This window comes from Streptomyces atroolivaceus (assembly GCF_000717025.1).
In the GTDB taxonomy this organism is placed as follows: Bacteria; Actinomycetota; Actinomycetes; order Streptomycetales; family Streptomycetaceae; genus Streptomyces; species Streptomyces atroolivaceus.
Map to the genome: position 1 here is coordinate 403,825 of NZ_JNXG01000001.1, position 14,434 is coordinate 418,258.

The following is a 14,434-nucleotide window of genomic DNA, read 5'->3' on the forward strand; positions in this document are numbered from 1 at the left end:
AGGCAGGAAGGAAAAGAACCGGAGTTCAGCCACGGTAGTCAGGCCGACCCGCGAGGTTCAAGTTGTTGTCCACAGGCTGTGCACAGCGCGGGGTGGTGCGGAGCCGGTTTGACCGGATGGCGCAGCCGCGCGTACCGTGACCAGGTCGAGTTGTCGATGGCTGCTGCCGCCTGCCTCCGATGGGCAAAGATCACGATCTGTGATTGTGAAGCGGTGCACTAAGGCGTTTACGCGAGTTCCTCGTGGGCGCACGGTGACAGCCAGGCGATGTCCCGCCAACACACGAATCATTTCTGGAGCCCCCGAGTGAGCAAGCGCACCTTCCAGCCGAACAATCGTCGTCGCGCCAAGACCCATGGCTTCCGACTGCGTATGCGTACCCGTGCCGGCCGCGCGATTCTCGCGAACCGCCGTGGCAAGGGCCGCAGCAGCCTGTCCGCCTGATCGCTTACAGGTCCATGACGTGCTGCCTACCGAGAATCGGCTGAGGCGGCGCGAGGACTTCGCGACCGCGGTACGACGAGGACGCCGAGCCGGGCGTCCGCTACTCGTCGTCCATCTACGCAGCGGTGTTACGGACCCGCACGTGACAGGGGAGAGCCTTCCCCCGCCACGTGCGGGTTTCGTTGTCAGCAAAGCAGTGGGTGGAGCGGTCGTTCGCACCGCGGTGAAGCGGAAGCTTCGCCATCTGGTCCGCGATCGGCTCGCTCAGCTGCCCCCCGGTAGCCTTGTTGTCGTACGAGCGCTACCCGGATCGGGTGACGCCGACCATGCACAGCTGGCCCGAGACCTGGACGCCGCCCTTCAGCGGCTGCTGGGAGGGGGTGCGCGATGAAGTACCCGCTGCTGGCTCTCATCAAGCTGTACCAGTGGACGATCAGCCCGCTCCTCGGGCCTGTCTGCCGTTACTACCCGTCGTGTTCCCACTATGGATATACGGCGATCGACCGGCACGGTGCGATCAAGGGAACCGCGCTGACCGCATGGCGCATCCTGCGGTGCAATCCGTGGTCACCCGGCGGCGTGGATCACGTACCGCCACGCAGACGTCCGCGTTGGCACGAACTGCTGCGCAGCTGTGTGCGTGGCGGCAAGGGCGGGGACCCAGCCGCCGATGTGCCTTCCGGGGGGTCGGTCTCCGAACCCCTGAGCCCGGCCACAGAGACCTCGCCCAAAGCTCAAGGAGCCTGATTAGTGGACACGATTGCCAGTCTGTTCAGCTTTATCACCACACCTGTTTCGTGGGTCATCGTCCAGTTCCACAAGCTGTACGGAGCGCTCTTCGGCGATGACACGGGGTGGGCCTGGGGCCTGTCCATCGTGTCCCTGGTGGTCCTGATCCGGATCTGTCTGATCCCGCTTTTCGTCAAGCAGATCAAGTCCACCCGGAACATGCAGGTGCTCCAGCCGAAGATGAAGGCGATCCAGGAGCGCTACAAGAACGACAAGCAGCGTCAGTCCGAAGAGATGATGAAGCTGTACAAGGAGACGGGCACCAACCCGCTCTCCTCGTGCCTTCCCATCCTGGCGCAGTCCCCGTTCTTCTTCGCCCTGTACCACGTGCTGTCGTCCATCGCCTCGGGCAAGACGATCGGCGTCATCGACCAGCCCCTGCTGGACAGCGCACGGCAGGCACACATCTTCGGTGCCCCGCTGGCAGCGAAGTTCATGGACAGCGAAGAGAAGGTCGCGGCGCTCGGCGCCTCGCTGACCGACGTCCGTGTAGTCACCGCGATCATGATCGTGATGATGTCCGCGTCGCAGTTCTTCACCCAGCGCCAGCTGATGACGAAGAACGTCGACCTGACGGTGAAGACCCCGTACATGCAGCAGCAGAAGATGCTGATGTACATCTTCCCGGTGATCTTCGCGGTCATGGGCATCAACTTCCCCGTCGGTGTCCTCGTGTACTGGCTGACCACCAACGTCTGGACCATGGGTCAGCAGATGTACGTGATCAACCAGAACCCGACTCCGGGCAGCAAGGCGCAGGACCAGTACCTGGGCCGAGTGCTGAAGAGCGTGAACTCTCATGGTCAGGTGCGGGGCAGGACGCGGCGTAACACCGTGAAGGCGATCGTCGCCAAGGGACCCGACCGCAACGACATCGAGCGCAAGTTCATCACCGGCCTGGCCAAGCTGGGTCTCGCCGCCCAGGAGGACGGGACGGTGGCGAAGAGCGACGCGGCCGTTCTCGAGGCCGAGGGCGGTGCTGCGCCCAAGCGTCAGCAGCCCAAGCGCCAGCCCAAGGCGAAGCGTCACACCGCTGCCACGCATGCCGGCACGGCGAAGGGCTCCGGCTCCACCGGCTCGGAGTCCAAGACCTCGCTGGAGAAGCACGACGCATCGCAGGACGACAAGCCGAAGGCGTCGGGCAAGTCCGCCGCTTCCGGCTCCTCACGCCAAGCCAAGTCCGGACAGCGCAAGGGCCCGCAGCGGCCCAAGCACCCGTCCAAGAAGTAAGAAGGAGTCCATCCGTGACGGAAGGCACCATCACCCCGGCCGCTGAGGGCAGCGACACTCTGACCCGCCTTGAGCAGGAGGGGGAGATCGCGGCTGACTACCTCGAAGGCCTGCTCGACATCGCCGACCTCGACGGCGACATCGACATGGACGTGGAGGCGGACCGGGCCGCGGTCTCGATCATCAGCGACTCCGCGCGTGACCTCCAGAAGCTTGTGGGGCGTGACGGTGAGGTGCTGGAGGCGCTCCAGGAGCTGACGCGTCTGGCCGTCCACCGTGAGACCGGTGACCGGAGCCGGTTGATGCTGGACATCGGCGGCTTCCGTGCCAAGAAGCGTGAAGTACTCGCCGCACTGGGTGCCAAGGCCGCGGATGAGGTCAAGAGCTCGGGCGAGCCGGTGAAGCTGGAGCCGATGACGCCGTTCGAGCGCAAGGTCGTCCACGACGCGGTCGCCGCGGCAGGTCTCCGCAGCGAGTCCGAGGGCGAGGAGCCCCAGCGCTTCGTCGTCGTTCTCCCGGCCTGACCGGATCCTTGTACTGTCGGCCCCGTCTGTTCGCAGGCGGGGCCGATCTTTGTCAGCCTGATAGTCAGCGTGCTAATGCGGTACGGAAGGACGGTCCCCGTGACGGAGGAAGCAGAGCTCCCTCAGGCGCCCACAGAGGCGCAGGCGGTATTCGGTGAGTTCTTTCCAGAGGCTGTCAGGTACGCGGAGCTCCTCGCGGACGCCGGCGTCAAGAGAGGCCTGATCGGTCCTCGCGAGGTGCCGCGCCTGTGGGAACGCCATCTGCTGAACTGCGCGGTGCTCTCCGAGGTGGTTCCCGAGGGCGTCACGGTGTGCGATGTGGGGTCGGGGGCCGGGCTTCCTGGCATTCCGCTGGCACTGGTCCGGCCCGACCTCAAGATCACGCTGCTCGAGCCGCTGCTGCGCCGTACGAATTTCCTTCAGGAGGTCGTCGAGCTCCTGGGGCTGGATCACGTAACGGTCGTCCGCGGGCGAGCCGAAGAGGTACTCGGCACGCTGCAGCCCGTTCATGTGGTCACGGCGCGGGCAGTTGCACCGCTCGACAGGCTCGCAGGATGGGGCGTGCCCCTCCTCCGCCCGTACGGAGAGATGCTGGCGCTCAAGGGAGGGACGGCCGAAGAGGAGATCCAGGGAGCTCGTGCCGCTCTGAGCAAGCTCGGAGTGGTGGAGACCGAGGTGCTGCACGTCGGCGAGGGCTTGGTCGAGCCTGCTTCCACGGTGGTACGCGTGGTGGTCGGAGAGAGTCCGGGCGGTGTGAGGTTCGCCGCAAAGCGGGCCAAGGCCGCGAGGGTGAGCCGTACGCGCCGACGTCGATGAGCGCTGGCCGATCATGGGCTCCGTGACTGCCGATTCGTGCTCATTCTGGGCGGTTGAGGCAACTTTGCGCTGATGCTCCAAGCAAGCAGCGATATGTGCCGCGTGCGGAGTGTCGGGAGCCCGCCACTGTGCTGCAGGGGCATCGTGTTTCACGTGAAACGTCGCTCTCTGCTGCAGGGAATCATCGGCCGTGGTCGTGCGGCTGCCGCGCCGCGCGACCGCAAGCCCGTACGGGCTACCGAGTTGTCCACAGAACCGGATTCATCCACAGAACAGTCGGCCTCGCTGGTTCGCGACCCCGAAAGCATGGCAGGCTCTGTTCATTGCGAGCCTGAAGTCGAGGAGAGTGAATCCTTGCGGTCCGACGCCAACATCGCGGGACCGATGACCGACCCGGTCCCCGGTCCCCGTACCGAGTCCCTTGGGGACGGTGTTTCACGTGAAACACCGCCGCCGATGGACGACACACCCATTGGCCGTGCGGCCCAGCTGGCGGTCGAGGCCCTTGGCCGCGCCGGCGAGGGGCTACCGCGTCCAGACCGGACACGCGTCATGGTCGTGGCCAACCAGAAGGGTGGCGTCGGCAAGACGACCTCCACGGTCAACCTTGCCGCCTCGCTCGCACTGCATGGTGCGCGAGTCCTGGTGGTGGACCTCGACCCGCAGGGAAATGCCTCCACAGCATTGGGTATCGACCACCACGCAGAAGTCCCCTCCATCTACGACGTTCTGGTGGAGAGCATGCCGCTCTCCGAGGTGGTTCAACCGGTCCCGGACGTCGAAGGTCTCTTCTGTGCGCCGGCGACCATCGATCTCGCCGGTGCTGAGATCGAACTGGTGTCGCTGGTGGCGCGGGAGAGCCGGCTGCAGCGGGCGATCCAGGCCTATGACCAGCCGCTGGACTACATCCTCATCGACTGCCCGCCGTCGCTCGGCCTGCTGACGGTCAACGCCCTTGTGGCCGGAGCCGAGGTACTCATCCCGATTCAATGTGAGTACTACGCACTGGAAGGCCTCGGCCAGCTCCTCCGTAACGTCGACCTGGTCCGAGGGCATCTGAACCCCGACCTCCATGTGTCGACGATCCTGCTCACCATGTACGACGGCAGGACCAGGCTCGCTTCCCAGGTCGCGGAGGAGGTGCGCACCCACTTCGGCAAGGAGGTGCTGCGGACCAGCATTCCTCGGTCCGTGCGCATTTCGGAGGCGCCGAGCTACGGCCAGACCGTGCTGACGTACGATCCGGGCTCCAGCGGGTCCCTGTCCTACCTCGAGGCGGCCCGTGAAATCGCGCTGAGAGGCGTCGGAGTGCATTACGAAGCCCAGCACGGCTCGGCGGGCGAGCCTGCCCACACGGGCACCCAGAACAGCCAGCAGAGTCATTCGGAGGGCATGCAGTGAGTGAGCGTCGTAGAGGGCTTGGGCGTGGACTTGGTGCACTGATTCCCGCGGCTCCGCAGGAGAAGCAGGTAGCGAGTCCTGCTTCCGGTGCGGGCGGGGCGGGCACGCCCTCCGTGCTGACCGCCGAGCGTGGGGTGGCTGCTGCCAAGTTGGCTGGGCTTCCCTCCGGCACGCGGGTCCCGGAGCCGAGTTCTCCGGTGGGGGAGCCGGAGCCCGCCTTCGAGCAGGCCGACTCCGCAGGGGCGTACTTCGCCGAGATCCCCCTTGCATCGATCACGCCCAACCCCAAGCAGCCTCGCGAGGTCTTCGACGAGGATGCGCTGGCAGAGCTTGTCACCTCCATCAAGGAGGTAGGTCTCCTCCAGCCCGTCGTAGTGCGCAAGGCAGCAGAGGGCCGCTACGAGCTCATCATGGGTGAGCGCCGCTGGAGGGCGTGCGGCGAAGCCGGTCTGGAACGCATCCCCGCCATTGTCCGTGCGACGGATGACGAGAAGCTGCTTCTCGATGCACTCCTGGAGAACTTGCACCGTGCTCAGCTGAATCCCTTGGAAGAAGCAGCGGCGTATGACCAGCTGCTGAAGGACTTCAAGTGCACGCATGATCAGCTTGCGGACCGGATCGGCCGGTCACGTCCACAGGTGTCGAACACGCTGCGTCTGCTGCGGTTGTCTCCGCCCGTGCAGCGCAGGGTCGCGGCAGGCGTGCTCTCAGCCGGGCATGCAAGGGCTCTGCTGTCGGTGGACGATTCCGAGGAACAGGACCGGCTGGCTCATCGCATCGTGGCTGAGGGGCTGTCGGTGCGTGCGGTCGAGGAGATCGTCAATCTACTCGGATCCGAGCCCACGAGTTCCGCGAAGCCCCGGGGACCCAGGGCGGGCGGCCGGGTCTCACCGGCACTGACCGATCTTGCTTCACGTCTCTCCGATCGTTTCGAGACGCGGGTGAAGGTCGACCTGGGCCAGAAGAAGGGAAAGATCGTCGTCGAGTTCGCCTCGATGGAGGACCTGGACCGTATTCTCGGCAGTCTTGCCCCGGGTGAGGGGCGTGTGCTGGAGCGGAGCGTCGAAGACGAGCAGGCTGAAGCCGACGAGGCCTGAGCCGCTGGACGGCAAAGGGCGGGTCGAGTTCCGGGAAGTTCTCGGGAACTCGACCCGCCCTTTGCCGTCTCTCGGTGTCCCCATCACCTCTGGGTGGATACGATGCGTTCTGGTATGGCGTATCCACCACCGTGATCCACCTCAGAGGAGGCGGGGGCCGTGCGATCAGTGAATCGCAGCCACCTGGTGTCAGTCGGGTTGGGGCTTGGTGCTGTCGGGGGTTTCGTCGGCAGCCTGTTCCGAGAGCGGAGCGCGCTGGCAGCCGCACGGGATGCGGCGGGCGAAGGAAGTGAGGAACCGCCTACATGGGGCGTCGGCTCGTACCGCTCACATTGGACAACCTTCCGGATCTCCCCAGGCGCTGCCGCTCGTGTGTCTTCTGGGAGCTTGATCCGGTCAGCGGGGAAGCTGCGGTAAAGGCAGGAAGACCTGATCTCGAGAAGGAAGCCTGGATCTCCGCTGTGCTGCTGGAGTGGGGCTCCTGCGGGCGGGTCGTCTATGTGGATGATGTCGCGGCCGGCTTCGTTCTCTATGCACCGCCTGCGTACGTTCCCCGGTCCACGGCATTCCCCACCAGCCCCGTCTCCCCCGACGCCGTGCAGTTGATGACTGCCTTGATCATGCCGGGTTTCCAGGGGCAAGGGCTTGGACGCGTGATGGTGCAGACGGTCGCCAAGGACTTGCTGCGGCGTGGCTTCAAGGCGATCGAGGCCTTCGGCGATGCGCGGTGGAAGGAACCGGCGTGCGTGCTACCGGCGGATCACTTGCTTGCGGTCGGCTTCAAGACGGTGCGACCTCATCCCGTGCATCCGCGCCTGAGGCTTGAGCTTCGTACGACGCTCTCCTGGAAGGAAGACGTCGAGCTGGCACTGGACAGACTGCTCGGCGCCGTACAGAAGGAGCCGGCGCTGCGGCCTCTCTGACTGCCGCGACCGGCGGCGTAAGAACGTGCAAACGGGCCCACCCCGCGGGGTGGGCCCGTTTCACGTGAAACAGTCAACCGCTACTTCTGGGCGATGAAGCCTTCGAGGTCGCGGAGAATGGCGGCCTTCGGCTTGGCCCCGACGATGGTCTTGGCGACCTCGCCACCCTGGTACACGTTGAGTGTGGGGATGGACATCACGCCGTACTTCGCCGCGGTGGCAGGGTTCTCGTCGATGTTGAGCTTGACGATCTCGATCTCGTCGCCGTACTCAGCCGCAATGGCCTCCAGCGAAGGCGCGATCTGGCGGCACGGACCGCACCAGGCGGCCCAGAAGTCCACCAGGACAGGCTTGTTGTTCTTCAGGACGTCCTCATCGAATGAGTCGTCGGTTACGTTCTTCAGCGCGCCGGCCACGGCGGCCTCCTTAACTTCGCGGGTGTGGGTTCAGGGGAGCAAGTCAGACTGCCGGGGTCTTCTCCGGCTCGGCGAGCTGCTCGTCCGAGAGGGCAGCGAGGAATCGCTCTGCGTCGAGAGCAGCCGAGCATCCGGTCCCGGCGGCTGTGATGGCCTGCCGGTAGGTGTGGTCGACGACGTCGCCGGCGCCGAAGACGCCCTTCAGGTTGGTGCGCGTCGAGGGGGCCTCGACCTTGAGGTAACCCTCGTCATCGAGGTCGAGCTGCCCCTTGAAAAGCTCCGTGCGGGGATCGTGGCCGACAGCGATGAACAGGCCCGTCACCGGAAGCTCGGAGGTCTCGCCGTTCTTGGTGTTGCGCAGGGTGAGGCTGGAGAGCTTCTGGTCACCGTGGACCGTGGCGACCTCGCTGTCCCACGCGAACTTGATCTTCGGGTCGGCGAAGGCTCGCTCCTGCATGGCCTTGGAGGCACGCAGGGAGTCACGGCGGTGGACGATCGTGACGGACTTGGCGAACCGGGAGAGGAAGGTCGCCTCTTCCATGGCGGTGTCACCTCCACCGACCACGGCGATGTCCTGGTCCTTGAAGAAGAAGCCGTCGCAGGTGGCGCACCAGGAGACACCGCGTCCGGAGAGAGCGTCCTCGTTGGGCAGGCCGAGCTTGCGGTGCTGAGATCCCGTGGTGACGATGACGGCCTTGGCGCGGTGCACCGTGCCCGCAGTGTCCGTGACGGTCTTGATGTCACCGGCGAGATCGACGGAGACCACGTCATCGGGGATGAGCTCCGCACCGAAGCGCTCGGCCTGGGCGCGCATGTTGTCCATGAGCTCGGGGCCCATGATTCCGTCCTGGAAGCCCGGGAAGTTCTCCACGTCGGTGGTGTTCATCAGTGCACCGCCAGCGGTGACGGCTCCCTCGAACACCAGCGGCTTCAGCGACGCGCGAGCGGTGTACAGGGCGGCGGTGTAACCAGCCGGCCCGGAGCCGATGATGATCACATTACGGACGTCGCTCACGGGTTCTTCCTCGTCTCTGCAGACTGCCTACTGCCTACTGGGGTCGGTTCCACGACTCTCACCCCACCCAACGGATCCTACGGGGCCTGCATTCCCGAAATACCGGTCCAGCTCCCGGCAAGGTGCTCAGGGCCGCGTGTAGGAGTGCGTGAGCAGCAGCTGTCCCTTTGTCGCGGGCGTGGAATCGACGCAGGCAGCGTCGACGACGTAGGCCTGGACGCGGCTCGAGTCCGTCGAGTGAGGCAGCACGACAAGGAAGGCAGCGGTCCCCTCGTAGCTGCCCTTCTCCAAGGCCAGGGCGGGAGCGTCCCGGCCGGTTCCCTGAAGGACGCAGGGCGGAACGACCACGACCGGTGTGCGCAGCGGGGTACGGGGGGAGGCGTCGCCGGGGAACATGCTCCCCGGCGACGCCTTGGTGTCCAGAGAAGGCTTGCCCGAGTCGTGGCCCGGAGTCCGAGCTTCCCTTGCCTCGGTCAGGAGCGTATGGACGCGACCTTCCAGCGTGCCTTCCGAGAAGTCCCCCTGGCTCTTCTTCGCAGCGCTGACTCCACGATCGGCCATCGTGCCGGACGACCCCTGGGACGACTGGAGAGACTGGAGCAGCAGGACACTCATGCCGACGGCCGCCGCACCGAAGGCCGTCCCGAGGATCACTGTTCGCCGTCGGCGACGGGTCGACCCCCGGCCGGGGCCAGTGCCACCGCGAGGGCGGCCCGCCGGCGGAGGCGCGACCGTGCCCTGTGCCGGGAGGCCGAATGTTTCACGTGAAACGGGATTCGCTGTGGCGGGCGCGTCGGGGGTAGCGGCTTCCGCTGACAGCGCCGCGTCGATGCGGTTGGCGATGTCGTCGGGCATGCGCCCGGGAAGGGGCAGTGCCGCTCCCAGCAGCGAGCGGATCTCTTCCAACGAGGCCTGGATGTGGCCGCACTCGGCGCAGGCGTCGATATGGCGGCGGAGCGCTGCCTCGCGGGGCGGTGGAAGGAGACCTTCGGTGAGGTCGGAGATCTCCGAGACGTCCGGGTGCTGAGCCGTGTCGGCTGTCATACGAGCCCACCTCCACCCTGTACAGCAGCAGGGTCGCCGTCGCCTGCGTCTCTTGGTCCTGTTGCCGGTGGGACGGATGGCCCCCGCGTCCGGTTCCTTTCCACGGAGCCGTCCTCGCTGTCCCCTCTGTTGCTGCGTAGATGGGTCAGCAAGGGGAGCAGTCTGGCTCTGCCTCGCGCGCAGCGGCTTTTCACGGTGCCGGTGGGGACGTCGAGGATGCGCGCAGCTTCGGCAACGGGGTAGGCCTGCATGTCCACGAGGACGAGGGCAGCGCGCTGTTCTGCGGGCAGAGTGGCAAGTGCTGCCAGAAGTTCGCGGTGCAGATCCTGCCGTTCGGCAGGAGCTTCGGCGGATTCGTGGGGCTCCATGAGCTGATCGAGCCGCTCGGTGTCGTCGACCGGCGCGGTCTTGCGTGAGGCCGTCTTGCGGGCACGGTCGAGGCAGGCATTGACAGTGATCCTGTGCAGCCACGTGGTGACGGCGGACTGGCCACGGAAGGTGTGGGCGGCACGGAAGGCGGAGACAAGAGCGTCCTGCACGGCGTCCGCAGCCTCCTCGCGGTCGCCCAGTGTCCGCAGGGCCACGGCCCAGAGCCGGTCGCGATGCCGCCGCACGATCTCACCGAAGGCGTCAGGGTCGCCTGCGACGTGCTGGGCCAGGAGATCCTGGTCGCTGGCGTCGGCGAATCCGGCGTCGTCCAACGGTGAGCCCCCTCCCCCTGGTGTCGTCAGCTGGTGACCTTGATATCCGTGATCTTGCCTCTGTAGTTACCGCCATCACTCGGCAGCTGGGTCAGCCAGACCAGAAGGTATCGCGCCTGCGCCGGCTTGTCGGGCTTCAGGGACACCTTCGTTCCCGTTCCCTTCGCGACCTTGGTGAAACCGCCGGGCAGCTGAGGGATGGACGAGCCCTCGGTGGTCCGCAGCTCGACGGAGGTACTGCCGCCGGTGAAGGACACCTCGACGTTGCCCACTTGTTGGACCTTGCCGAGGTCGAGCACGAGGCCGACGCCTTCTTTGAGCCGTCCGAAATCGGCGCTGAAATAACCGTCCGTGTTCCAGTAGGAGCTTGCGTCCCCGTCGTGGACGTTCTGCGTCGAGGCGGGCTTCTCGGAACCGTCGCCGAGCGGATCGTAGTCCTGGGCCCCCACGATGGTGACCGGCTTGCTGGGCTCGACGGCGTTGTTGTCGTCGCTTCCGCCCTGGGTGCTCCGGGTGGGGGTCGGGTCCCCGGAGTCGTTGTCCCGGTCGAGGACCGTTTCCGCCAGTTGCCAGCTGCCGAGGCCCAGAGCGGCGATGAGCAGAGCGGACACTGCCCACTTGAGCGCCCTGCCCGTGCGGCTCTGGAGAGGCGGTGGCGGGGCCACGATCACAGGCTGGGTGGCGGAGGTGGGGCGCGCCGACGGGCGCCCGTAGGTGCCCTGCTGATACGTCGTGCGCTGGTACTCCGGCGGGGCGGCGAAGACGGGTTCCGGCGGGAGGACGCGCGGCATGGCCGCGACGGCCTTCGCCAGCTCGTCCGGTGTGGTGCATGGCTGTTCCTGCCGGGAGGCGGTGGCGCCGTCGTTGGCGAGCGCGCGCATGGCCAGTTCCGACAGGCCTCGGTGGACGCCTGCCCGTACCTGGTCCGGGGGGATCAGACCCAGGTCCTTGGGGAGCCCGGAGAGTCCGTATGCGTCGCTCTCATACGGCCACCGGCGGGTCAGGGCGGCGTAGAGGAGTGCGCCGATGGCTTCGGTGTCCGTGCGGAGCGGCTGATCGGCGGTGATTCCGCGCAGAGCGGCATTCACCGCCAGCCCGCGGATCCGGTACTGGCCGGTCGAGCTGCGCAGCACGGCGCCGGGCGTGAGACGTAGGTGCGCGAGCCCTTCGCGGTGTGCCGCGGCCATGGCCTGGGAGATCTGGCTCACGAGCTGGTAGGCGTCGTGGGCTTCCAGGGGGCCGGCTGCCAGCAGAGCCGTGAGCTCGGTGGCATCGGGGAGCCATTCGTGGACGACGTAGACGAGGTCGCCCTCCTCCACGGCGTCCAGGACCTGGACGAAGCGCGGGTCCCCGAGCAGCGCGGAGGAGCGGGCCGCGGCCAGCACCGAACGGGCGCGCGGATGATCGGCAGGCAGCAGATGAACACCCACCGCGCGCCGCAGCTTCTCGTCGACGGCTCGCCAGCTGCTGAATCCGTCCAGCCGGGTGACGCATTCTTCGAGGCGGTAACGTCTGGCCAGTTTGTGACCGCTGTGCAGATCGGGTGACGCCGGCACGGCTTCCGAGCCGTCACGCCCGCTCGCGTCGCTCTGCGAGCTTGCGCCCTCTTTGTCCTTGGTTTGTGCCGTCCCGTCGGTCGTGGCCGCGTCCGCCTTGGCGGTCAGCGGCTCGTCGCCGCCGTTGTCGGCCACGTCGACAGCAGCCGTGCTACGTTCCGCCACCGTCGTTCCTGCCTCCCCATCCGTTGCGCGATGCCAGCCAGCTCTGCACAGTCACGCCAATTGTGCCCACACTCCGGCGCTATGCACGACACGCGGTGTCCGGCGATGGTTGTGCGGCCCGAAGTGTGTTCAGCGTCCGAGTCGTCCCCGGACCATGCCGACCATGCCGTTGAGCTCCTCGATGCGCATCTTCTTCGCGGCGACGAAGAAGATGCCCAGCAGGACGACGCTGCCACAGACCAGAGCCACCACCGACCCGCCGGCTCCATCGCCGAGGGCCTTCAGGAGCGCGAAGCCCACACCCCCGCCGACCACGGCCGCAGGGATCGCGGCGAGGCAGAGACGGGCGTAGGTGCGCACCACACGGGCGCCGTCGAGGTCGCCGCCGAGCCGGCTGCTCAGGCGTCGCCAGGCGATGCCGACGCCGACCGCGTAGGCCAGCCCGTAGGACGCCGCCATTCCCACGACTGCCCATTGGGCCGGAAGAATCACGTAGCAGAGGGCGGAGGCCGCAGCATTGACCGCTGCGACGATGACCGTGTTGTAGAAGGGGGTGCGGGTGTCCTCGTACGCGTAGAAGCCGCGCAGTACGACGTACTGCACGGAGTACGGGATGAGGCCGAGGCCGAACGCCATCAGGATGAAGCCCATGGACCGCGCGGCCTCGGTGCCGCTGGAGGCGTAGAGCAGGGTGCACATCGGCAGGCCGAGCGCCAGGAAGGTGAAGGCGACGGGCACGATGGCCACTGCCGAGTTGCGCAGACCCTGCGAGATGTCGTCGCGGACGGCCCCGGGGTCGTTGTCATGGGCGGCGCGGGAGATGCGGGGCAGCAGGGCCGCCATGACCGACACGGTGATGATGGCCTGGGGCATGCCCCAGATCAGCTGGGCGTTGGAGTAGGCGAGGAAGCCCGAGCCGTCCTTGTCCGCAAGCTTGCCCGCGGAGGTGGCCAGCTGGGTGACGACCAGCACGCCCGCCTGGTTGGCGAGCACGAACAGGACCGTCCACTTGGCGAGCTTGATCGTCTTTCCGAGCCCGTGGCCCTTCCAGTCGAAACGGGGACGGAAGCGGAAGCCCGCCTCACGGAGGTACGGAATCATCGCCAGGGCCTGGACGACCAGACCGAGCAGTGTGCCGATACCGAGGAGCCGGATGCCCTCCGGCGGGATCGTCTCCACGCCCATCCGGGATTCGGCGGAGGTGCCGTAGACCCAGATGAACAGGCCGAACGTGAAGATCATGACGATGTTGTTGAGGACCGGGGTCCACATCATCGCGCCGAATTTTCCACGGGCGTTGAGGATCTGGCCCATCACCACGTGGACGCCCATGAAGAAGATGGTCGGCAGGCAGTAACGGGCGAAGGTGACCGCCACCGTGTCCGCGGCGGGATCGTTCGCGATCGTGCTCGACATGAGGTGCACCAGCTGTGGTGCTGCGAATACGGCGATCACGACGATCAGGCCGAGCGCGACCATGACGAGTGTCAGCAGCCGGTTGGCGAACGCCTCGCCGCCGTCCTCGTCGTCCTTCATGGACCGGACGAGCTGAGGCACGAAGACGGAGTTCAGCCCGCCGCCCACGGTGAGGATGTAGATCATCGTCGGCAGGGTGTACGCGATGGTGAAGCTGTCACCGAGCACCGCCGCGCCCAGCGCTGCAGTGATCACGAGGCTGCGGACGAAACCGGTGAGCCGGGACACCAGGGTGCCCGCGGCCATCAGCGCACTGGACTTCAGTATTCCGGCGGCGCGACCGCCGGACTTCGCCGGCGCCGGGGCGGGAGCCGCCTCAGGCTCGGCGGGAGGACCGGGCGGCCGTCCCGACCCCTCCTGGTCGCGGAAGAGGTACGCGAAGGCGTCCTGCTCCCCACGGTCGTCGGCAGCCTGCGTGACCAGGTCGTCCACCCCTACGTACTGGGTGGTCCGGGCGTTGTCGCCGTAAGGAAGGTGCCTGGAGGGGCCTGCCGGCTCCGGTGGCGGTGTCTGGGCCCAGATGTGGGGGTCCGGGGCGTACTGGGCAGCGGGAGGCTGCTGGTAGAGGCCCTGTGGCTCCTGGTAGGTGCCGGGTGGCGGCGGGGGGTGCGAGGCGCGGTCGTAGAGCGCCTCGGCCACCGGGTCCTGTGAGGCGAGATCCTGGGCACGGTACGGATCGTGCTCGTACGCGTGCTGCAGGTAGGGATCGGGTGCCTCCCCTTCCTGGCCGGTGCCCGGTGGCACCGGCGGACCGCCGGAAGACCCAGCTCCGCCCGCGCCTTGGCCGCGGTCACCGTCGTACGGCGCGTTCATCGAAACCCCACCTCATTGTCCCCG

General features: G+C 66.9%; 15 protein-coding genes. 9 read left to right on the forward strand and 6 right to left on the reverse strand.

Annotation, left to right across the window (positions count from 1 at the left end):
* Nucleotides 1–306: 306 nt before the first annotated feature.
* The 9 genes from rpmH to OO67_RS01825 all read left to right on the forward strand — a co-directional run bounded on the left by rpmH (nucleotide 307) and on the right by OO67_RS01825 (nucleotide 7,224).
* Entirely contained in the window at nucleotides 307–444 is a 138-nt protein-coding gene (rpmH, locus tag OO67_RS36120; protein WP_003967884.1) for a 50S ribosomal protein L34, read from the forward strand.
* Between the two features lie 19 nt (nucleotides 445–463).
* Nucleotides 464–835, forward strand: a complete 372-nt coding sequence (gene rnpA / locus OO67_RS36125) for a ribonuclease P protein component (protein WP_078597541.1) — start codon at nucleotides 464–466, stop codon at nucleotides 833–835.
* On the forward strand, nucleotides 832–1,191 hold the full coding sequence (gene yidD, locus OO67_RS36130; RefSeq protein WP_078597544.1) for a membrane protein insertion efficiency factor YidD: 360 nt from the start codon (nucleotides 832–834) through the stop codon (nucleotides 1,189–1,191). The genes rnpA and yidD overlap by 4 nt, the downstream gene beginning before the upstream one ends.
* 3 nt (nucleotides 1,192–1,194) lie before the next feature.
* Nucleotides 1,195–2,463, forward strand: a complete 1,269-nt coding sequence (yidC, locus tag OO67_RS01800) for a membrane protein insertase YidC (protein ID WP_033296766.1) — start codon at nucleotides 1,195–1,197, stop codon at nucleotides 2,461–2,463.
* Between the two features lie 14 nt (nucleotides 2,464–2,477).
* The gene (locus OO67_RS01805; RefSeq protein ID WP_033296767.1) at nucleotides 2,478–2,987 is read left to right on the forward strand and encodes a Jag family protein; all 510 of its coding nucleotides are present in this window, start codon (nucleotides 2,478–2,480) and stop codon (nucleotides 2,985–2,987) included.
* 99 nt (nucleotides 2,988–3,086) lie between these two features.
* The gene (rsmG, locus tag OO67_RS01810) at nucleotides 3,087–3,803 is read left to right on the forward strand and encodes a 16S rRNA (guanine(527)-N(7))-methyltransferase RsmG (protein WP_051709068.1); all 717 of its coding nucleotides are present in this window, start codon (nucleotides 3,087–3,089) and stop codon (nucleotides 3,801–3,803) included.
* A 306-nt stretch (nucleotides 3,804–4,109) separates the two neighbouring features.
* Complete coding sequence (locus OO67_RS01815) at nucleotides 4,110–5,204, forward strand: ParA family protein (RefSeq protein WP_078597546.1); 1,095 nt, start codon at nucleotides 4,110–4,112, stop codon at nucleotides 5,202–5,204.
* Nucleotides 5,201–6,301: a ParB/RepB/Spo0J family partition protein gene (locus OO67_RS01820; RefSeq protein ID WP_078597548.1), complete on the forward strand. Its 1,101-nt coding sequence runs from the start codon at nucleotides 5,201–5,203 to the stop codon at nucleotides 6,299–6,301. Before OO67_RS01815 ends, OO67_RS01820 begins: the two co-directional genes overlap by 4 nt.
* 305 nt (nucleotides 6,302–6,606) lie before the next feature.
* Entirely contained in the window at nucleotides 6,607–7,224 is a 618-nt protein-coding gene (locus OO67_RS01825; protein WP_033296771.1) for a GNAT family N-acetyltransferase, read from the forward strand.
* A gap of 80 nt (nucleotides 7,225–7,304) precedes the next feature.
* On the opposite strand, the gene trxA is transcribed toward OO67_RS01825, so the two are convergent.
* From trxA to murJ, 6 genes are all read right to left on the reverse strand, one after another.
* Nucleotides 7,305–7,640, reverse strand: coding sequence for a thioredoxin (gene trxA, locus OO67_RS01830; RefSeq protein ID WP_033296772.1), 336 nt, complete (start codon nucleotides 7,638–7,640; stop codon nucleotides 7,305–7,307).
* A 43-nt stretch (nucleotides 7,641–7,683) separates the two neighbouring features.
* Complete coding sequence (gene trxB / locus OO67_RS01835; protein WP_033296773.1) at nucleotides 7,684–8,655, reverse strand: thioredoxin-disulfide reductase; 972 nt, start codon at nucleotides 8,653–8,655, stop codon at nucleotides 7,684–7,686.
* A 126-nt stretch (nucleotides 8,656–8,781) separates the two neighbouring features.
* The gene (locus OO67_RS01840) at nucleotides 8,782–9,699 is read right to left on the reverse strand and encodes an anti-sigma factor family protein (RefSeq protein WP_033296774.1); all 918 of its coding nucleotides are present in this window, start codon (nucleotides 9,697–9,699) and stop codon (nucleotides 8,782–8,784) included.
* Nucleotides 9,696–10,400, reverse strand: coding sequence for an RNA polymerase sigma factor SigM (gene sigM / locus OO67_RS36135; protein ID WP_078597550.1), 705 nt, complete (start codon nucleotides 10,398–10,400; stop codon nucleotides 9,696–9,698). The genes OO67_RS01840 and sigM overlap by 4 nt, the downstream gene beginning before the upstream one ends.
* A 26-nt stretch (nucleotides 10,401–10,426) precedes the next feature.
* A complete protein-coding gene (locus tag OO67_RS01855) occupies nucleotides 10,427–12,121 on the reverse strand; it encodes a protein kinase family protein (protein WP_033296777.1) in 1,695 nt (564 codons plus the stop codon).
* A 129-nt stretch (nucleotides 12,122–12,250) separates the two neighbouring features.
* The gene (gene murJ, locus OO67_RS01860) at nucleotides 12,251–14,410 is read right to left on the reverse strand and encodes a murein biosynthesis integral membrane protein MurJ (protein WP_033296778.1); all 2,160 of its coding nucleotides are present in this window, start codon (nucleotides 14,408–14,410) and stop codon (nucleotides 12,251–12,253) included.
* Nucleotides 14,411–14,434 lie beyond the last annotated feature (24 nt).